Genomic DNA, 19,600 nt, shown 5'->3' with positions numbered 1-19,600 from the left:
CTGAAAGTGAGAAATTTGCATGTTGAATGCCCGTACGCCCTCGATTCTGTTGATCTTCTGCTGTTTTCTGCCTGCCTCACTGTCGGCAAGCCAGTATCACGAGTCCGAGGCTGGCCAGGCATTTGTCAGTACCATGGCTCAGGATTACGGATTTGAGGCAGGCCGGGTAGAGGTTTTGTTGAGAGATGCACAACGCCAGGATGCTGTTCTGGAAGCCATCAGTCGCCCGGCAGAGAAAACGCTCGAGTGGCACAGCTACCGCAAGATTTTCATGAAGCCTGAGCGTATTTCCCAGGGGCTGGAGTTCATGGCGGCCTACGCGGCCCCCCTGGCCCGCGCCGAGCGGGAATACGGTGTACCGCCGGAAATCGTGACCGCGATCATCGGCGTTGAGACCTGGTACGGGCGTTATCGCGGCAATTATCGGGTGCTGGACGCACTCGCGACCCTGGCGTTTGATTACCCGCCACGCAGCCAGTTCTTTCGCAGTGAACTCGAACAGTACCTTCTGATGACTCGCGAGCAAGGATTGGATCCTCTGTCCCTGAAAGGCTCTTACGCCGGCGCCATGGGTTACGGGCAGTTTATCTCCAGCAGCTATCGCCACTATGCGGTCGATTTTGACGGAGATGGTGTTGCCGACATTCTGGATAATCCCGTTGACGCCATTGGCAGCGTCGCCAACTACTTCAGTGAGCATCGGTGGCAGCATGGCGAACCAGTGGCAGACCAGCTTGATGCGGAACTACCAGCTAACTCGGCGTTACTCACGAGCGGACTGAAACCGAACCTTACGGTGTCGGACTACCGCGAGGCGGGGTTGCCGGTCCCCGACTCTGTCGACGATGACCTTCCGGCCAGAGCATTGAGGCTGAACGGTGGCGAGGGTGAAGGGAAACATGAACTTTGGCTCACATATCGCAACTTTTACGTGATAACCCGCTACAATCACAGTCACCTCTATGCGATGGCCGTGTATCAGCTTGCACGGGCCCTCAAGTCAGGTGAAGATCTTGGTGGAAACAGGAAGGACGGGTAAACGGTGGTGAAACAGTCGGTTGTTCCAATGTTGGTGCTGGTGGCACTGGCAATTGCCGGATGCAGCTCCACGCCCGACCACTCCTCGCGGTATTCGATCTCTCAGGATCGTGCACCTGCCGGTAACTTCGACGTCTCTGGTTTGCAGGATGCGCAACCCAGGTACGAAAAGCCTCGCTCGGCGGGCAATAAATCTCCCTACACCGTCTGGGGCAAATCCTATCGTGTGATGAGCTCCAACGAACGCTATGTTCAGCAGGGTACAGCCAGCTGGTATGGGGAGAAGTTCCACGGTCACAAGACCTCCAATGGCGAGATCTTCAACATGTACGCCATGTCGGCGGCCCACAAGAGTCTTCGGATTCCGAGCTATGCCCGGGTCACCAATCTCGATAATGGCCGGTCTGTTATCGTACGGGTTAATGACCGCGGGCCATTCCATGGCGACAGACTGATCGATCTTTCTTACGCAGCGGCTAAAAAACTGGGTTATCTTGGCAGCGGAACGGCCCGTGTGGAGGTCGCCGCTATCAATGTCAGGCCTGATGGATCGATGACCATGGCGGGTAAGCCCTTCGGTGGGTCGTCAGAGCCGATAGCGAGTACCGGAAACCAGGCGCTGTTTGTGCAGCTTGGATCATTCAGCCACAGGAGCCCGGCACAAATGCTTCTGGAACAGGCCAGCCAGGCGATTTCCAACCCGATGAGGGTGCGTGAGATAGTGACGGAGTCCGGCCGGTTTCATCGTGTACAGGTTGGGCCGTTTCACAATGAAGACGAAGCCCTGGAAGCGCAGACACGTCTGGAAGATCGAGGATTCAAGGAATCCATTCTTCTGACTGACAATCACTAATACAGCCACTCACCAATACATCGAACGGATCCCATGGCACTTACTAGACTGTTCCCCAGATTCTTACGAGTCGTTCTTTCCTTACTACTGCTGGTTCTGTTTCCGGCGGTGACTGCGTCAGCACAATCGGTCCTGATTCCGTCTCCACCCCAGATTGCGGCCAGTTCTTTCATCCTGATGGACCCGATGTCCGGGCGTATCATCATGGAGGAGAACAGCGACGAGCGACTGCCGCCTGCCAGTCTGACAAAAATGATGACGGCTTACATTGTCGAGCGGGAACTGGATGAAGGCCGTATTTCCATGACCGATATGGTGCCCATCAGCGTCAACGCCTGGAAGACGCAAGGGTCAAGAACCTTTGTAAAGGAAGGCACGGAAGTTTCGGTTGAGGATCTGCTTCGTGGTGTCATTATCCAGTCTGGCAATGACGCATCCGTGGCACTCGCTGAGTTTGTGGCCGGCAGCGAGGGCGCGTTTGTCGATATTATGAACCAGCAGGCGCAGTTGCTGGGCATGGAGGCAACCAGTTTTGCCAATGCCACCGGTCTGCCAGCACCTGATCACTTCTCAACGGCACGGGATCTGGCATTGTTGGCCAAGGCCATCATCCAGGACTATCCGGAAAACTACCCGATCTATGCCGAAAAGCATTTTACCTACAACAACATTCGCCAGCCTAACCGCAACAGTCTGTTGTGGCGTGACGATAGCGTGGATGGTCTGAAAACCGGGCACACAGAGGAAGCTGGTTATTGCCTGGTGGCCTCAGCCAAACGAAACGATACCCGCTTGATTGCGGTTGTGATGGGGGCCAGCAGCACGTCAGCACGGGCTCAGGAAATCCAGAAGATGCTGAACTACGGTTTCCGCTACTACGAGACAGAGCGTCTGTTCAGCAAAGGCCAGGAGTTGATGGAAGCGAGGGTCTGGGGTGGCCAGAGTGATCAGTTGTCTGTGGGCATACTGGAAGATGTGCATGTCACCATCCCTCGTGGTTCTCGTAACTCTCTGGAGTCCATCATTGAACTGGATACGGTCATTAAAGCTCCGGTTTCAGTTGGCGATGAGCTGGGTCGGGTAAAGGTCACGCTGGATGACGAAACTGTGGTTGACCAGCCCGTTCTGGCTCTGAGCGATGTGCCGGAAGGCGGATTCTTCAAGCGTATCTGGGACGCGATCAAGTTGTTCTTTATTCAGTTGTTTTAGGGAGTCTGAGAGCCAATGAGTGATCCGAAAGCTCCGAAAATCGAATTCCCCTGTGACTACGTGATCAAGGTGATCGGAGACGCTGCGCCGGATTTCGTTGAATTTGTTCTCTCCGTTGTTGAATACCATGCACCGGAAGTGTCCGAGGATGACGTTACGGTCAAGGACAGCAAGGGGGGGCGGTTTGTCTCGGTGAACCTGACAATTGTTGCTACCGGCGAGCCTCAGCTCAAAGCGTTGTTTGAAGACCTCAAGTCCAGCGGCCGCGTGCACATGGTGCTCTAGTCCATGGCAGAGCTGATCCTGCGAACGTTAGGGGAGCAGCCCTATCTGGAAACCTGGGAAGCGATGAAGGCGTACACCGCCCAGCGCGGACCGGATTCGGCGGATGAGCTCTGGTTTCTGGAGCACCCGAAAGTGTATACCCAGGGCCAGGCTGGCAAAGCCGAGCATATCCTGGCGCCTGGAGAGATTCCGGTGATCCAGGTCGACAGAGGTGGGCAGGTTACCTATCACGGCCCCGGCCAGTTGGTAGTTTACCTGCTGATTGATCTGACGCGCCGCAAGATGGGTGTTCGCGAATTAGTGGATGTCATTGAACAGGCGATCGTGAGCTGCCTGGGAGAATTTGGCATTGATGCAGCGCCGCGGCCCGATGCTCCCGGGGTCTATGTAGAACAGGCCAAGATTGCGTCCTTGGGCCTCCGGGTTCGCCGTGGCTGCTCGTTCCACGGCCTTGCGCTCAATGTCAACATGGACATGGAGCCGTTTGCCCGCATCAATCCCTGTGGTTTTGCCGGAATGCCCATGTGCCAGATGCTGGATTTCGTGCCCTCCATCACGGTCGAAGCCGTGGGCGGGGCCCTTGAGGCTGCGCTTCAGAGCAAGTTGTCAATTGATTCGATATCGCGGGTCAGTGGCTGGTGATTCCGTGCTGCCTTACCAGGTTGCGGCCATTCTTCTTGGCTTCGTAAAGGGCTTCGTCTGCCCGCTGAAGAAGTCTGTCGACCGATTCAGTGCCCTCGATGGTGGCCACGCCGATGCTGACGGTTGTTGAAATGGTCTGATTGTCCGCACTGATTGGGGTGGTGGAAATCTTGAAGCGAATGCGTTCGGCAGTCCGGGCAGCTTCATCACAGTCTGTCTCCGGCAGCAACAGCAGAAACTCCTCGCCGCCCCACCGCGATAGCGTATCAACCTTGCGACTCTGTTCTTTTAAAGTCTGGGCAACCATCACAATGGCATCATCTCCGACGTGATGACCGTAGTTATCATTGATGGATTTGAACAGGTCAATGTCCATTAACAGCACGGAGAACGGCCGGTTGTTTCTAAGGTAACGTTCATATTCGGTATCAAGCTGGGCGTGAGCCTCGCGACGGTTGGCCAGTCCGGTCATGGTGTCGTGTTTGGCCGCATATTCAAATTCAGCCGCCAGTTTCAGCAAGCCCAGTTTGGCGCGGCGCCGACTCTGGTCGAGGGCGAAGCACGTGGTCATTACGAATGTCAGCACGGCCAGCATCGTCAGCTTGAAGCTGGTGGTGTAGGGGACGTCGAACATGGTCTCGCCAACCGGGCTGAACAGAACGGCGGTTGCGAATAGCCCGCCAATGCAGGCCAGCACGCCAACCCGGGCTTCGCTGATGTAAAAAATAATGGCAGGGTAGGCAAAGAGCCAGAGTATGGCCGCGCCCTCCTCAATGGCATTGACGGCCAAATAGGTGAACAGCACAGTGATAATGGTGATGAAGCCACGCCGCTGTAGCGTTGTTCTGCGGCTGATCAGATAGACCAGCCCGTTGAGTGCCAGCAATGCGGCAAACATTGCCAGAAGGTAGGCGGCGGTGGTCTCGCCACGCTCCAGTGAGCGCCAGCCGAAAAACAGGAGCAGGGGAACGGCCGCACAGGTCAACCACCCGATCAGTAGGGGGACAGGAATCTCTCCTGTCACCCTGAACCGGGACAGTCTAACCTCAGGCGCTTGTGTCGTTGTTTTTGTCATGCCAGACATAGTAGCGTCCTCTGGCCCCATTCATTGTGTAAAAAAGTAAACCGAAGGCCGTGGCTAGAAGTAAATCCCAAAGGCATTGAATACATTGGCCTCGGGGCCGCAGACACAGTGACTGATCGGTAAGGCGCTGCGAGGCCATGATCCGTATAATGTGAGACCAGGTTAGACTTTGACATCCGACAAGTCCGAACAGGATTCAGATGGCTTCCAAGCGCAAAAGCACGTCCAACAGCAAAGGCACTTCCGTTTCCCGTATTAAAACTGGCAGTTTTGAACGTCGCCTGTCGCTGACAAAAGCAGGGTTGTTTGCGGGCACTCGCATGGCATCGCACATGGCGACTAACTGGTTCAGCGGGAAGGATAAACGTGAGGCCAGACACAAAGCCATGCTGTCCAGTCAGGCTCAGTTCCTGGTCGACGAGCTGGGGCGCCTGAAGGGAAGTGTGGTCAAAATTGGTCAGGTGATGGCGCTGTACGGTGAGCATTTTTTGCCCGACGAGGTTACCGAAGCGCTTCACACGCTCGAGGATCAGACCACGTCACTGGAATGGTCTGCGATTGAGCGGGTTCTGAAAGATGAGCTTGGTGCAGACCGTTTGGCAGAGCTGGAAGTGGACCCTGAGCCGATTGGTGCGGCTTCTCTGGGTCAGGTTCATCGTGCGAGACGACGCGACGATGGCCTGGAACTGGTGTTGAAGGTTCAGTACCCGGGTGTTGACGAAGCAGTAGACAGCGACCTGAATTCCGTCGCCCACCTGCTGAAAATTGCCCGGCTGGTCTATTTCGGACCCGAGTTCAAAGACTGGCTGGAAGAGGTCCGGGTGATGATGCACCGGGAGGTGGACTATCGGCTGGAAGCCCGAACCACAGAAAGATTCCGCAAAATGCTGGAACACGACCCGCGATTTGTGGTGCCTCGAGTATTGAACGAGTACTGTACTGCCCACGTGATTGCGTCAACATTTGAAGAGGGCCATTCAGTCAGTTCTGTGGCCGTTCGCGAACTTCCCCTGGAGCGCCGCAGCGAGTTGGGAAAGGCGGCGTTGGAGCTCTTCTTCAGGGAATTGTTCGTCTGGAGTGAAATCCAGACTGATCCCAACTTCGGTAACTACCGCATTCGGATTGCCGGTGAGGGCGGTGCAAGTTCTACCCATGATCAAATTGTTTTGCTGGATTTCGGTGCCGTTCAGGTCTACTCACCAGAATTTCTGGATCCCGTCATCCAGATGATCAGGTGCTCTTATGAGGGCGACCTGGACGGAGTGGTGGATGGAGGCATCAAGCTCAAATTCATGAGTCGTGACTGGCCGCAAGATGTACTGAACAAATTCGGCTCTGTGTGTATGTCCGTATTGGAGCCTCTTTCCAGTGATCACAGCCAGTGGCCAGAATACGCCGTCAATGACCAGGGTCAGTATCGCTGGAAACAAAGTGACCTGCCATCGAGGGTTGCGAGACAGGCTGCCCGATCGGCGATCAGTCGTTACTTTAAGGTGCCACCCAAGGAATTTGTGTTTCTGAACCGAAAGCTGATTGGCGTATACACGTTCATTGCCGTGCTGCACGCAGAATTTAACGGTGAGCCGCTATTAAAGGAATATCTTTATGGCGAGCCAGGCAACCCGGATGCTTCCAGCACGACCCATATTACAAAGGCGTAGCGCAGCCCTTTGCCGATACCCACCAGCACTACGAAGTTGAGCCAGGGCACGCGCATAATGCCCCCCACAAGCGTGAGCGCATCACCGCCAATCGGCAGCCACCCCAGCAGCAATGACCACTGCCCATAACGATTGAAGCGAGTACGGGCTTGATCCAGCTGTTTTTCCGATACGGGAAACCAGCGTTTGTGTTTAAAGCGATCCACCTGTCTGCCGATAACACCATTGATGACCGAACCGGTTGTATTCCCCGTTGTGGCCCAGAGCCAGATCCACCAGAGGGAATAACCCTGCGTGACCATGCCACCGACCAGAATTTCTGAATAGGCGGGCAATAGCGTTGCGGCAGCCAGAGCCGTTAAGAAAAGAGTCAGATAAGTCACGGGTTTACCATGTGAATCACGACCTGTCCGAAATGGATGGCTGCATTGCTTGCCCCGTACTAAGCTGAAAATAAACCGATTCCAGACAGGCTACGAGTCCGATGAAAAAACTGTCACTACGTTTCAAGCTATACGCCTTGGTGATTACGCTTCTGTTGATTATGGGGATCAGCATTGTCATCACAGCCCAGATTTCTCTGGGTAGTATGGAAGAACGCATCACCACGGAAACCCGGAATACGGTCAGAGCTCTGGCGGTCGACCGCCTGAAAGCAACGGCCGGGGAGTATGGCGAGCTTGTCGGTGGCATGTTTGCAACAGCCTACCGGACGCCGGAAGTGGTCCGCAATGTGATCACCCGAAATATACAGGCGGGCAGTTCTGGCCGGATCAGCCGGGTTGCTCTTCAAGAGACCGTGGGCGCGGTTCTGAAAGAGCAGAAAAGCCTGAGCTCCATCTACGCTCAGTTTGAACCCGATGCCTATGACGGCCAAGATCGCTATTTCACGGGCGGCGTGGAGGATCACAGCAGCGACGAGGGCACGCTGGAGATATACTATTACCGGTCCCCGGAGGGCGAGGTGATTTTCAGCCGCACAGAGGACCCTGCCACCAAATACCTTGATAGCAAAAATGAGTTCGGAATCCGTGAGGCAGAGTGGTATCTGTGTTCCAGGGATTCCAAACAGCCCTGCATCCTGGAGCCTTACGATTACGAAATCGAAGAGGGCTATTCCGAACTGATGACGAGCCTGGTGTTGCCGATTCTGAATGAGGGTGAGTTTGCAGGGGTGGTGGGCGTTGATATCAATTTGTCGACGCTGCAGAAAACCATCGAATCCGTCAGCCAGAGCCTCTATGACGGGCAGTCCCGCGTGACGCTCCTCAGTGACATGGGGTTAATTGCAGCCTCCAGTCATTATGTGGACTTTCTGGGACGTCCTCTGTCAGAAGCCTTGCCAGATCTGGCCAGCGAATTTACCTCTCTCCATGAAAGTGCTGAACCCTATGACGACGGTGAAACTCTAGCGGTTTCACAGCCCATCAGAATCAAGCTGCCTGATACCGAATGGTCATTGCTGATTGAATTGCCCAGAGACGTTGCCCTTGCCGATGTGAACGATATAACCAGTTTGCTGTCTTCGGAAGTCAATGCCACGGCCGGCAGCCAGGCATTAGTGGGCGTACTGGTGTCGGCGATTGCCATCGGTATCCTTGTTGTTCTGGTGAGTTCGGTGACCAGGCCTCTGAATGAAATAAGAGATCGCATGAAGAACCTGGCCAGTGCCGAAGGGGATCTCACCAGTGAATTGACCATTGATACCCATGCCGAACTGATTGAACTGGCTGGTGGCTTCAACCAGTTCCTGAGTCGCTTGCGGAACATGATTATTGATCTCAAAGAGGTGAATGCAAAGGTCAGCCAGCAGGCGTCTGACGTGAATACCATCGCCAGGGAAACCAACGATCAGACAGAGAGTCAGCACCAGGATATCGAGAGTGTGGTGACCGCCATGAACGAAATGTCGGCGGCGGCTGGTGAAGTGGCCGGTTTCGCAGGCGAAGCGGCCGAAAACGCGCAGATGGCTCAGGATGGCATCCGCTTTACCCAGGAAACCCTGACCGCAGCGGTGGACGGCGTTAGCGCTCTGGCGGGGGACATGGACGAGGCGAGCACGGCGATCGGTCACGTTGCCACCCGCAGCGAAGAAATCAACCGTATTATCGAGGTGATTAGGGGTGTGGCGGAGCAAACCAATTTGCTGGCCCTGAACGCGGCCATCGAAGCCGCGAGGGCCGGTGAGCAGGGTCGTGGTTTTGCCGTTGTTGCAGATGAAGTTCGAACCCTGGCGTCTCGCACCAGGGAATCGACGGATGAGATCAGCCAGATGATTGACGGCCTGCAAAACGACGTTGGTGGCGCCGTTTCGGTCATTCAGACGGGTGTAGAGCGGGCAACGAGAGCCGTTGACGGCACCCGCGAAGCAGATCACTCCTTGGCCACCGTGGTAGAGAGAATTGCATCCATTGTTGAGCATGTAACCCAGGTGGCAACGGCCGCGGAAGAGCAAAGCTCCGTCAGCGAGGAAATCAATCAGAATCTGACCCGTATCAACGATGCGGCCAACGATCTCAGGGCGCTTGCCCAGAGAGTCAGCGGCAGTGGACGCACGTTGGATGAGCAGGTGGGTGCCCTTGATTCAGAGCTTAACCGCCTGAAAACCTGAGATGCTTGATAGAATGGTTACTGGCTATTGCCGTCATTCGTCCCATTAATTTTTATTGTTGATAGGACGTGGCTCATAATAGCGAGCGATTCGGGGCTCTCTGCCCCTTTTGGTTCGCTTTAGGAGTTGTTGTATGGAACAGGTAACCATCTTTGGGCGGTCATCGTGTGGGTTCTGCGTGATGGCGCAGCGGCTCTGCGATATTAAAGAATTACCCTACCGGTATGTCGATATCGAGCGGGAAGGTATCAGCAAGGATGACCTGTCCAGAACCATTGGCAAGCCGGTAAATACCGTCCCCCAGATTTTCGTGGGGGACGAGCATATCGGTGGTTTTGACCACTTTTCAGCGTATGTGGAGCGCGCTGCTCACATCTGAAAATCAGCTTTGAGTTTTTTCTCGATCAGCTGATTTTTCAGTTTGGCCACCCGGGGCAGCCCGTCGTCGAACGGAGGGAAGCTCTCGCCATAAATCAGCGGTTCCAGGTAATCGCGGCAGTCCTGGGTGATTCCATAGCCGTCGTCGGTGATGTAGTGAATCGGCATTTTCTTTTCCTGGTTGGCCACTTCGCTCAGTGGTGCCTCGCCGACCTTCCAGCGATAGGGCTTCGCCTGTTCGCGAACGATGGTTGGCATCAGTGCCTGTTTACCGTTCAACGCCATTTCCACGGCCGCTTTGCCAACGGCATAGGCCTGTTCAACGTCAGTAGCTGAGGCAATATGACGGGCGCTGCGTTGCAGATAATCAGCAACAGCCCAGTGATACTTGTGCCCCAGGGCCTGTCGGACCATATTGGCGAGTGCCGGGGCGACACCACCTAACTGAGTATGGCCAAACGCATCTTTTGCGCCTGCGTCTGCCAGGAAACGGCCATCTTCGTACTGTGCGCCTTCCGAGGCCACCACCACGCAGTAGCCATATTCCTTGACGCAAAAATCGACCCGTTCCAGGAAGCGCTCACGCTCGAAGGGTACCTCCGGGAACAGGATGACGTGTGGCGGCTCGCCTTCTCCTTTTCCGGCAAGTCCGCCTGAGGCGGCAATCCAGCCTGCGTGGCGCCCCATCACTTCCAGAATGAATACCTTGGTGGACGTGTCGCACATGGACCGGATATCCAGACTGGCTTCCAGAGTAGACGTGGCAATGTACTTGGCGACGGACCCGAAGCCCGGGCAGCAGTCGGTAAACGGCAGGTCGTTGTCGACGGTTTTTGGCACGCCGATACAGGTAATCGGGTAACCCATTTTCTCGGCCAGCTGCGACACCTTGTAGGCGGTGTCCTGAGAATCACCGCCGCCGTTGTAAAAGAAGTAGCCAATATCGTGGGCGCGGAACACTTCGATCAGGCGCTCGTATTCTCGGCGGTTTTCAGAAAAGTTTTTCAGCTTGTGACGGCAGGAGCCGAAGGCACCTCCCGGTGTATGGAGCAAGGCCTTGATGTCCTCGTCGCTTTCGAGGCTGGTATCAATTAGCTCTTCCTTCAGGGCACCTATGATCCCGTTTCGGCCCGCGTACACTTTGCCAATCTGTTCAGGGTGCTTGCGAGCGGTCTCAATGACGCCACAGGCGCTGGCGTTGATGACGGCGGTAACACCGCCTGACTGGGCGTAAAATGCATTTCTGATGGCCATTTCGGGGAGGTGCCTCCTGCTGGTGAATGAGTTGCCGTCGATGATACGCCAATCGCCGGTTTTTTTCATGAGCCAAAGGTCATAACGAAGCGCTTGACGCCCCGCAGTCTATACGGGAGGCTTTGCAGGTTCCTGTCTAAGGGTAAAAGGTAAGAGGTCATTCCGTTCATGCACATTCACATCCTCGGAATTTGCGGCACGTTTATGGGCAGCCTGGCCGTGCTGGCCCGAGAACTGGGCCATCAGGTGACGGGCTCAGATCAGGGTGTCTATCCACCAATGAGTACCCAGCTGGAAGCTCAGGGCATCGGACTGATGGAAGGCTATCAGGCGGGGAATCTCGAACCACAACCGGACCTGGTACTTATTGGCAATGCCATGTCACGTGGCAATGCGGAAGTGGAAGCCGTCCTGAATCGCAACATCGATTACATGTCCGGGCCTGAGTGGCTGGCTCGCGAGGTATTGCGCCATCGCTGGGTGCTCGCCGTGGCTGGCACCCATGGCAAAACCACAACGACCTCAATGCTGCTGTGGATTCTGGAGCAGGCAGGATTTGACGCGGGGTATCTGGTGGGTGGTGTGCCCAACGATTTCCCGGTGTCGGCTCGCCTTGGTAGCAGTGATTTCTTCGTGATCGAGGCGGATGAATACGACAGCGCCTTTTTCGATAAGCGATCCAAATTTGTCCACTACCGGCCGCACACACTGATTCTGAACAACCTGGAGTTCGACCACGCCGATATCTTTGACAATGTCGAGGCGATTGAACGCCAGTTTCATCATCTGGTGCGGACGGTGCCTTCAAACGGACTGATTGTTCGGCCGTCCCGAGACCACCATCTGGATCGAGCGCTGGAATTGGGGTGCTGGACCAGCATTCAGGAAACGTCCGTTGGCAGTGAAGTGCCGTATATGAGCGATTGGCGCGCCGAGTTGCTCAAGGAAGACGGAAGCGAATTTATGGTGATTCACCGTGAGCAACCGGTAGCCAAGGTGAAATGGTCACAGACCGGAATGCACAGCGTGCGTAATGGTTTGGCTGCGATTGCCGCAGCCCGCCATGTTGGTGTGACGCCGGATCACGCCATTTCAGCACTGAGCCGCTTTGGTGGCGTGAAGCGCCGAATGGAATTGCTGGCGGATGTGAATGGCGTAAAGGTTTATGACGATTTTGCTCACCATCCGACGGCCATTGCTACGACGCTGGAAGGTTTGCGTAACAAGGTGGGGCAGGAAACGGTGCTTGCGTTGATAGAACCTCGTTCCAATACCATGCAGCAGGGGGTGCATCAGCAGTCTCTGTTGCCAAGTGCAGGCGCTGCAGATCAGGTGGTTTGGGCTAATCTCAACGGCATGAGCTGGCTCACAGATCTGGTGTCTGCCAGTGAAGGGGATAGCCGACCGCATCACTATGTTGAGTCCACGCTTGAGGCGCTTGTTGAACGGGTAGCCGGGCAGGCAGTTGCTCCATGCCATATAGTGGTGATGAGTAATGGCGGTTTCGGCGGAATTCATAAGAAACTGATTCACGAACTGGAACGCAGATCTTCCTGATCCAATTTGCATTATTCGATATGGATAGCAATTTATGACCCAGGTTACACAGCAACGTCGCGTCATCAATCTGGCTTTCACCGGGGCCTCGGGTGCCCAGTATGGCCTGCGGCTGTTGCAATGCCTGGTGGCCGCTGGGTGCCAGGTGCATATTATGATCAGTAAGGCAGCACAGATCGTTATCGCCACCGAGACTGACTTGAAGCTGTCTGGCAACACGGCTTCGATGCAGGAAGCCTTTCGAGACTATGCAGGCGCTGATGAAGGGCAGGTGCTGGTGTTCGGTCGGGAGGACTGGTTTTCACCACCCGCCTCCGGATCAGGAGAAAAAGCGCCGCTCGTGGTTTGCCCTTGCAGCACCGGAACCTTGTCTGCACTGGCCACCGGTGCCAGTAACAATCTGATTGAGCGGGCCGGTGATGTCGCATTGAAAGAGCGCCGAAAATTAATCCTGGTTCCCAGAGAGGCGCCGTTTTCTGAAGTTCATCTGGAGAACATGCTTCGGCTCACCCGCATGGGGGCTTTGGTCATGCCTGCCAGTCCGGGCTTTTACCACCAACCCGAATCCATTGCTGACCTAGTCGATTTCATCGTGGCTCGGCTGATGGACCACCTCGATTTTCCTCAGGATTTGATGCCCCGCTGGGGAGAGGATAGGCTGGCGTCCAAAAAGGCCGATTGATCGGCGCCTGGCTGGCGATGCATACCCTATCTGCGATGGTTTTGGTCAGCCCGAATGACATTTTTCATCATTGAGCCCATCTGCACCTGCGGCTGACACTGTTCCTATCACAACAACACAGTTCGCTGAGGTTTATCATGATTCCACGCACGATTTTCGACGCCGACCTGGATGGGTTTCGCGATTCCGTTCGAAAGTTCCTTCAGCAGGAAGCGGCCCCTCATCATGAACAGTGGGAGAAAGATGGCCAGGTCAGTCGCGAAATCTGGGCCAAGGCCGGCGAATTGGGTTTTCTTTGCCCAACTTTGCCCGAAGAATACGGCGGAGTCGGCGCCGATTTTCGATACAGTGCCGTTATCATGGAAGAGGTTTCCCGTGCGGGGCTTTCCGGTATTGGCTGGTCGTTGCATTCGGACATAGTCGCACCTTACATACTGAACTATGGCTCAGATGATCAGAAAGCCCACTACCTGCCCAAGTTGGCGACTGGTGAAATGATTGGCGCCATTGCGATGACCGAGCCCGGTGCAGGGTCCGATCTTCAGGGCATCAAAACCACCGCCGTCAAGGATGCTTCTGGCGAGCACTACGTACTCAATGGCAGCAAGACGTTTATCACTAACGGTCAGATGGCGGACCTGGTAATCGTCGTGGCCAAGACGGATCCCAAAGAAGGCGCCAAGGGCACCAGTTTGTTTATCGTGGAAAGCGAATGGGATGGCTTTGAAAAGGGGCAGAACCTGAACAAAGTGGGGATGAAGGCCCAGGACACGTCAGAGCTGTTCTTCCAGGATGTAAAAATTCCGGCAGGAAACCTGATTGGCGGTATGGAAGGCCAGGGATTCTTTCAGTTGATGCAGGAGTTGCCCGCAGAACGTCTGCAGGTAGCCCTGACCGCCGTCGCGGCCGCTGAAGCTGCCTGGGAGTGGACACTGGATTACGTGAAAGAACGCAAAGCCTTCGGCAAACCGGTGATCAAGTTCCAGAATACCCGCTTCAAGCTGGCCGAGCTGAAGGCAGAAATCACCGCGGCAAGAGTGTTCTGCGACCGCTGCCTGGAGCTGCATCTGGAGAAGAAACTGGACATTCCCACCGCAGCCATGCTCAAGCAGCACACGACGGATCTGCAGTGCAAGGTCATGGATGAGTGCGTGCAGCTGCACGGCGGCTACGGCTACATGTGGGAATATCCCATTGCCCGGGCCTGGGCTGATTCCCGTGTACAGAGAATCTACGCCGGAACCAACGAAATCATGAAAGAAATCGTGGCCCGCTCTTTTTAGGGCACAGGAAGGCGCAGTTCTATCCCTGTGCAGGGATAGAACTGCGCCAGCAGGTTACCTAAGTTTACAAATTGCCAAACCTATCAAGGTTCAAAGAGCCAACATCCCCTAAAGTAGCGGCACAACCTCTAACAAGGACAATGGTTGCCGCGATGAAATTCCTGCTCCCTGTCACCATCACTTTATTTTCCCTCCTGCTGATCGGCTGTGAAGAGGAATCCGACGTTTATCCGGAAGACGGTCGGAACTTCGATGCGGAAGGCTACATCGATACCAAGCCTTATGTCGGTCGGGTGATGAATGGTTACCTGAAGAATGCCCGTGTCTGGCTGGATATTGACGGCAACGGGCAGTACACGCCCGGTCCTCTGACCATTGAAAATGAAGCCGGAACCGAGCTGGTGCTGACAAGTGGAGAGCCCACCGGCATGTCAGGGCAAGACGGGCGGTTTGAGCTTGATATTTCGCAGCTGGAGCAGGATCCGCTAATTTCCGCTGATCTGGACCCCAAGGACTATCCACTGTTTGCGGTGGTGCTGCCTGGCCAGACACTGGAGCAGACAGACGCTGGCGACCAGGTTCTGGACAATGCGTTCATGATGAGTTCGCCGCCTGGCGTTCGCAATGTGACGCCTCTTACCACCCTTGCTCGTCAGCGACAGGTAAATGGCCTTTTCGGGTTTCTGTCCGGGACGACCGAGCTGGCTTTGGCTCTGGGTAATGTAAACCTGGTCAGTGATTATGTGTTGTCTGGTGATGTGCGCGCTCAAGCCTATGCCAAGGCATTCGGACGTTTTCTTTCGAGTCAGCTTCCCTCTTACTATAAAGAGATTCTGGCAGACGGCGATGGCCTTCAGCCGGGCCTGAGCGCTGATGCTGTCAGGTTGATGGGTATTTCTTTTGCCCGAAACGCACTTGAGATTGTCCAGGCTGTAGATTCGGCTGCAGTGGACGGTGACTATTCAGTGGTCGATGTGGAGGCACTCGAGTTGCCGGATGTGGATCTGGAATTGGAAGACAACGAGGTGGTCGTTCGGCAAACTGTTTTTGCCCGCGCCAGTGACGAATTGCCAGAATCTATCTCCAGTCTTGAGGAATTGGCGGAACTATCTTTTAACTACTCCGAAAGTGGCCGTCTGACTTCTATAGAAACCAACGGATGCATGAAACCAGAGCTCAGCGAATTGGTCAGGTTGATCAATGCCAATGGCCGCATCGCGGATACAGACGTTCAGTGGGTGCCCACGATCACACTCAATCAGATCTCCGGAACCTTCTATGATGAAGAGGGTGTGGACGAGCGCCTGTCCTTTGACTGGGAAAATGGAACGGCCGCTTTCGAAACGACGACCACCTGCCACGGCAGCCTTGCCTCCACTTCCGAACTTGGGGGGGAGGCGGCTATTGCATACGACTGGTCGATGGCGAATGGTCGCGTTGACTCCATTACGGCCATCAGCGATAGCAAAACCGAGATTTTGAAGCCTGATTACACTGGTAGTTCGGATACGTTCCTTGGTTTTACCCGAACGGTAAACGGTATCGACAGGGAAGTTGTTGCATTCAGTTCTGCCCCCCAGTCCTGTGAAGCTGATATCGCAGATGAAGATTTGGATGAACCGCTGGTTGTATCTGCCACGCAGAATTACTCCATCTCGGGCGAAATGGAAATACCTTCAGCTCTGGCTAATGTGGCGCTGGAACTGGATCTTCGCGACGGTTTCAATCGCCCATTGCGATACGGCTTTCAAGATGAGGGTTTTCAAGGCACGGCAGGGGTGGTCAACTCAGGCGGCTTCCAGTGGCAGTTTTACTATCCCACCACCAGCCAAGACCGTTTTATTCCGGATCAACCCAACCTGATCGATAGCGCGTATCTGAAGCAATACCAGGGTGAAGACAGTTGCGGGCGTGCGGTTGACCGGGCACCATTCACTGGATATGCGCGAGTCGCCTATTCCTACCAGAAATTTTCCGAGTATCTAGCCGGGCTGGTTCAGTAAAAGAGCCAGTTTCGGCCAGCATCAGGCCGACACAAATCAACGCATCGGGAATTCTTCAAATATCGGGATGATGTGCTTTTCTGAGAGCCATTTCTTGGGGAAAGAAATGGTGCCGAGGAGAGGACTTGAACCTCCACGGGGTTGCCCCCACTAGCACCTGAAGCTAGCGCGTCTACCAATTTCGCCACCTCGGCAGATGACTTGCAGCTATTCCGGCGCAGTTTAAAGCATCTGTGGACGCTTTATATTACTGAATTTCCGGGATTTCTGCTTCGGAATCGGCGTTGCCGTTATCCGATGGCGCGTACTTTAATCATTCGCAAAAAAACTGTCAAATGTTTTTTATCGGCTTCTGGCGGTCTTTCACACCGTTATTTTGCCCGCGTGTTAGGTGGAAACTGGCCCTCAGCGTTATACTCCTGCCCAATAGTCGATCATCGATACACTCAAGTCGCTGGCTGCTGCGGAGCAGCCGGCAGAAGGACAAGAATGGTTTCCAGAAAAAAATCAGGCCAAGACCCCCATGCCCAGCGTGAGGCAAGTAAATACGACAACCCGATCCACAGCCGGGAGTTTATTCTTGCGCACCTGAAAGAGCGCGGTGCGCCAGCTACCCATGAAACTCTGTGCTCAGAGTTCGGGCTTGATTCGGAAGAAGGCATTGAAGCGTTGCGTCGCCGACTGATTGCCATGTGCCGAGATGGCCAGATGATTTGCAATCGTCGCGGCGCTTATTTGCCGCTCGAAGAGGCGGACCTGGTTTCCGGGCGAGTGGTCGGTCATAAGGATGGTTTCGGGTTTCTGATACCGGACGACGGCGGCAGCGATCTGTTCTTGACCGCCCGTCAGATGCGGCAGGTTTTTCATGGCGACCGGGTTGCTGCCAGGGTGGATCGCGTGGACGACCGCGGGCGTCGTGAGGGTGTCATTGTCGAGGTGCTGGAATATCGAACCACCCAGACCGTGGGGCGACTTTTTCAGGAGAGCGGTATTACGTTCGTTGTGCCAGAGAATGCCCGCATAAACCACGAGGTGTTGGTGCCGGCAGAACATGTTGGCGAAGCGCGTCACGGCCAGTATGTGGTGGTCGATATACTGCGTCAGCCTTCGGTTCGCACCCAGCCACTTGGCAAAGTGGTTGAAGTTCTGGGCGAGCACATGGCCCCGGGTATGGAAATCGAGGTGGCTATTCGGTCTTATGATATACCCCACAGTTGGCCGCCCGCCGTTGGAGAGCAGGCGGCTGATATCCCGGAAGAGGTGTCAGAAAGTGACAAACAGAACCGGGTCGATCTCCGCAACCTGAATCTGGTCACGATTGATGACGAGACTGCCAGAGATTTTGACGACGCCATCTATTGTGAGCCAAGACCCCGGGGCGGCTATCGCCTTGTGGTTGCGATCGCCGATGTTTCGCATTATGTGCGTCCGGGCTCGCCCCTCGACGAGGAGGCGATCAATCGCGGCAACTCTGTGTATTTTCCCGATCACGTTGTGCCGATGTTGCCCGAGAAGCTGTCCAACGGCTTGTGTTCACTGAATCCAGGAGTTGACCGGCTGTGTATGGTCGCGGATATGACCGTGAGCGCGGCCGGACGAATCAGCAGCTATTCCTTTTATCAGGCGGTGATGCACAGTCATGCGCGGCTGACCTACAACAAAGTCAGCGACATGCTGGAACGCCCAGATTCCGAGCCTGGTTATCGCTTGTGCGAGCAGTACGCCCATGTATTGCCCGATCTGCACAATCTTTATGGGCTGTTCAAACTGCTGAGGAAAGCCCGCACTGAACGCGGTGCTATTGATTTTGAAACCACTGAAACCAAAGTGGTTTTTGATGCCAATCGCAAGATCGAAGAAATCGTTCCGGTTACCCGCAACGACGCTCATAAAATCGTTGAGGAATGCATGCTGTGCGCCAATGTGGCGACCGCACGTTTCCTGAAAAAGCACAAAGTGCCGTCCCTGTACCGGGTACACGATGGGCCGTCCGAAGAGCGCTTGAATGCCGTTCGATTATTTCTGGGTGAGCTGGGCCTTCAGCTTGGTGGCGGCGACAGCCCGACATCAGCGGACTATCAGGAGCTTTTGTCCAGCATTGCAGACCGTAGCGATGCCAACGTCATTCAGACCGTGATGCTGCGCTCACTGAGTCAGGCGGTGTACAGCCCGGAAGAGGGCGGCCACTTCGGTCTCGGTTTTGCCAGCTACGCGCACTTTACGTCGCCCATACGTCGCTACCCGGATCTGATCGTACACCGTGGCATCAAGTCCATTATTCATGGCGATCAAGACTCCAAGGATGTGGTTGCGCCTGAAAAGCGGGATTCCGAACTGGCCAAGTATCCGTATGACTATGCGCGCATGCAGCAGCTCGGGGAGCACTGCTCCATGACCGAGCGCCGCGCAGACGATGCAACGCGTGACGTGATGGCGTGGCTGAAGTGCGAATACCTCAAAGACCATGTGGGCGAGGAATACGATGGAGTGATTGCTTCGGTGGTGCCGTTCGGCTTCTTTGTGGAGCTTTCCGGGGTTTACATCGAAGGACTGGTTCACGTCTCCACGTTAGCCGGTGATTATTTTCACCATGATTCGGCCAAGCACCGCCTGATTGGTGAGCGCACGGCCATGAGCTTCCGGCTTGGCGATGAAGTGCGTGTGAAGGTGGTCCGGGTTGGTATGGAGGATCGCAAAATCGATCTGGAGCTGACCAGCGAGCCGCATCATCGCCAGGCTGATCTGGATGCTCTGGAAGTCACCAAGCGATCGCCAAAGGATAAAGGTCGTGCCAAAGACAAAGGCCGCGCCAAGGACAAAGGTCGGGGTGACGGTAAGGGCCGTGGAAAGGCAAAGCCTGGCACGAGCAAGCCGGATGGAAAGCCCTCTCGCCCGAAAAAACGCCCGGCCAGCTCCGGTTCCGGAGACGGTGAAATGTCAGCCCGGAACAAACTGGTGGCAGAGGCCGCCAAGCTGGCGCTGGGCGACGGCAAGAAGAAAGGCAAGAAAAGCAGCCGCACCGGTACTGATAAAAAGCGCAAGCCAAAAAAGTAGGGAAGT

16 protein-coding genes and 1 tRNA gene are annotated in these 19,600 nt (G+C 55.1%); 13 read left to right on the top strand and 4 right to left on the bottom strand.

Translation table 11 applies throughout. The features are described from left to right. Positions 1-19: 19 nt before the first annotated feature. From mltB to lipB, 5 genes are read left to right on the top strand one after another with little or no spacing between them, the layout of a single operon-like run. On the top strand, positions 20-1,039 hold the full coding sequence (mltB, locus tag QLQ17_RS13360) for a lytic murein transglycosylase B (protein ID WP_283210070.1): 1,020 nt from the start codon (positions 20-22) through the stop codon (positions 1,037-1,039). A gap of 27 nt (positions 1,040-1,066) precedes the next feature. Continuing rightward, complete coding sequence (locus tag QLQ17_RS13355; protein ID WP_502867387.1) at positions 1,067-1,891, top strand: septal ring lytic transglycosylase RlpA family protein; 825 nt, start codon at positions 1,067-1,069, stop codon at positions 1,889-1,891. 33 nt (positions 1,892-1,924) lie between these two features. Further along, complete coding sequence (locus tag QLQ17_RS13350; RefSeq protein WP_283210068.1) at positions 1,925-3,100, top strand: D-alanyl-D-alanine carboxypeptidase family protein; 1,176 nt, start codon at positions 1,925-1,927, stop codon at positions 3,098-3,100. 15 nt (positions 3,101-3,115) lie between these two features. Then, entirely contained in the window at positions 3,116-3,385 is a 270-nt protein-coding gene (locus QLQ17_RS13345) for an HP0495 family protein (protein ID WP_283210067.1), read from the top strand. Between the two features lie 3 nt (positions 3,386-3,388). Beyond that, positions 3,389-4,027 (top strand): lipoyl(octanoyl) transferase LipB, encoded by a 639-nt coding sequence (gene lipB, locus QLQ17_RS13340; RefSeq protein ID WP_283210066.1) that lies wholly within the window; start codon positions 3,389-3,391, stop codon positions 4,025-4,027. On the opposite strand, the gene QLQ17_RS13335 is transcribed toward lipB, so the two are convergent. After that, the gene (locus QLQ17_RS13335) at positions 4,014-5,111 is read right to left on the bottom strand and encodes a GGDEF domain-containing protein (RefSeq protein WP_283210065.1); all 1,098 of its coding nucleotides are present in this window, start codon (positions 5,109-5,111) and stop codon (positions 4,014-4,016) included. The genes lipB and QLQ17_RS13335 overlap by 14 nt on opposite strands. A gap of 200 nt (positions 5,112-5,311) precedes the next feature. On the opposite strand from QLQ17_RS13335, the gene QLQ17_RS13330 reads away from it, so the two are divergent. Then, positions 5,312-6,772: an ABC1 kinase family protein gene (locus tag QLQ17_RS13330; RefSeq protein ID WP_283210064.1), complete on the top strand. Its 1,461-nt coding sequence runs from the start codon at positions 5,312-5,314 to the stop codon at positions 6,770-6,772. Here QLQ17_RS13330 and QLQ17_RS13325 read toward each other — a convergent pair. Next, the gene (locus tag QLQ17_RS13325) at positions 6,715-7,155 is read right to left on the bottom strand and encodes a YqaA family protein (RefSeq protein WP_283210063.1); all 441 of its coding nucleotides are present in this window, start codon (positions 7,153-7,155) and stop codon (positions 6,715-6,717) included. The two genes, QLQ17_RS13330 and QLQ17_RS13325, sit on opposite strands and share 58 nt — an antisense overlap. Before the next feature lie 101 nt (positions 7,156-7,256). Here QLQ17_RS13325 and QLQ17_RS13320 point away from each other — a divergent pair, with 101 nt between their 5' ends. Beyond that, positions 7,257-9,383, top strand: a complete 2,127-nt coding sequence (locus QLQ17_RS13320) for a methyl-accepting chemotaxis protein (RefSeq protein WP_283210062.1) — start codon at positions 7,257-7,259, stop codon at positions 9,381-9,383. A 133-nt stretch (positions 9,384-9,516) separates the two neighbouring features. Further along, complete coding sequence (locus QLQ17_RS13315; RefSeq protein WP_283210061.1) at positions 9,517-9,762, top strand: GrxA family glutaredoxin; 246 nt, start codon at positions 9,517-9,519, stop codon at positions 9,760-9,762. Here the strand turns inward: QLQ17_RS13315 and QLQ17_RS13310 are convergent. Beyond that, positions 9,753-11,015: a 6-phosphofructokinase gene (locus tag QLQ17_RS13310; RefSeq protein ID WP_283210060.1), complete on the bottom strand. Its 1,263-nt coding sequence runs from the start codon at positions 11,013-11,015 to the stop codon at positions 9,753-9,755. The genes QLQ17_RS13315 and QLQ17_RS13310 overlap by 10 nt on opposite strands. Before the next feature lie 168 nt (positions 11,016-11,183). On the opposite strand from QLQ17_RS13310, the gene mpl reads away from it, so the two are divergent. From mpl to QLQ17_RS13290, 4 genes are all read left to right on the top strand, one after another. Then, positions 11,184-12,572, top strand: coding sequence for a UDP-N-acetylmuramate:L-alanyl-gamma-D-glutamyl-meso-diaminopimelate ligase (mpl, locus tag QLQ17_RS13305; RefSeq protein WP_283210059.1), 1,389 nt, complete (start codon positions 11,184-11,186; stop codon positions 12,570-12,572). Between the two features lie 34 nt (positions 12,573-12,606). Beyond that, complete coding sequence (locus QLQ17_RS13300) at positions 12,607-13,254, top strand: flavin prenyltransferase UbiX (RefSeq protein ID WP_283210058.1); 648 nt, start codon at positions 12,607-12,609, stop codon at positions 13,252-13,254. 137 nt (positions 13,255-13,391) lie between these two features. Next, positions 13,392-14,537, top strand: coding sequence for an acyl-CoA dehydrogenase family protein (locus QLQ17_RS13295; protein WP_283210057.1), 1,146 nt, complete (start codon positions 13,392-13,394; stop codon positions 14,535-14,537). Between the two features lie 152 nt (positions 14,538-14,689). Next, positions 14,690-16,540, top strand: a complete 1,851-nt coding sequence (locus tag QLQ17_RS13290; RefSeq protein WP_283210056.1) for a hypothetical protein — start codon at positions 14,690-14,692, stop codon at positions 16,538-16,540. A gap of 107 nt (positions 16,541-16,647) precedes the next feature. On the opposite strand, the gene QLQ17_RS13285 is transcribed toward QLQ17_RS13290, so the two are convergent. Next, positions 16,648-16,734: transfer RNA gene (locus QLQ17_RS13285), tRNA-Leu, on the bottom strand. 295 nt (positions 16,735-17,029) lie between these two features. Here QLQ17_RS13285 and rnr point away from each other — a divergent pair. Next, positions 17,030-19,594 (top strand): ribonuclease R, encoded by a 2,565-nt coding sequence (gene rnr / locus QLQ17_RS13280; protein ID WP_283210055.1) that lies wholly within the window; start codon positions 17,030-17,032, stop codon positions 19,592-19,594. The last annotated feature ends 6 nt before the right edge of the window (positions 19,595-19,600 follow it).

Source organism: Marinobacter sp. CHS3-4 (genome assembly GCF_030053415.1).
Classification (GTDB): Bacteria; Pseudomonadota; Gammaproteobacteria; order Pseudomonadales; family Oleiphilaceae; genus Marinobacter.
The sequence above is the reverse complement of the archived record's forward strand: the minus strand, read 5'-3'. Positions and strand labels throughout refer to the sequence as shown.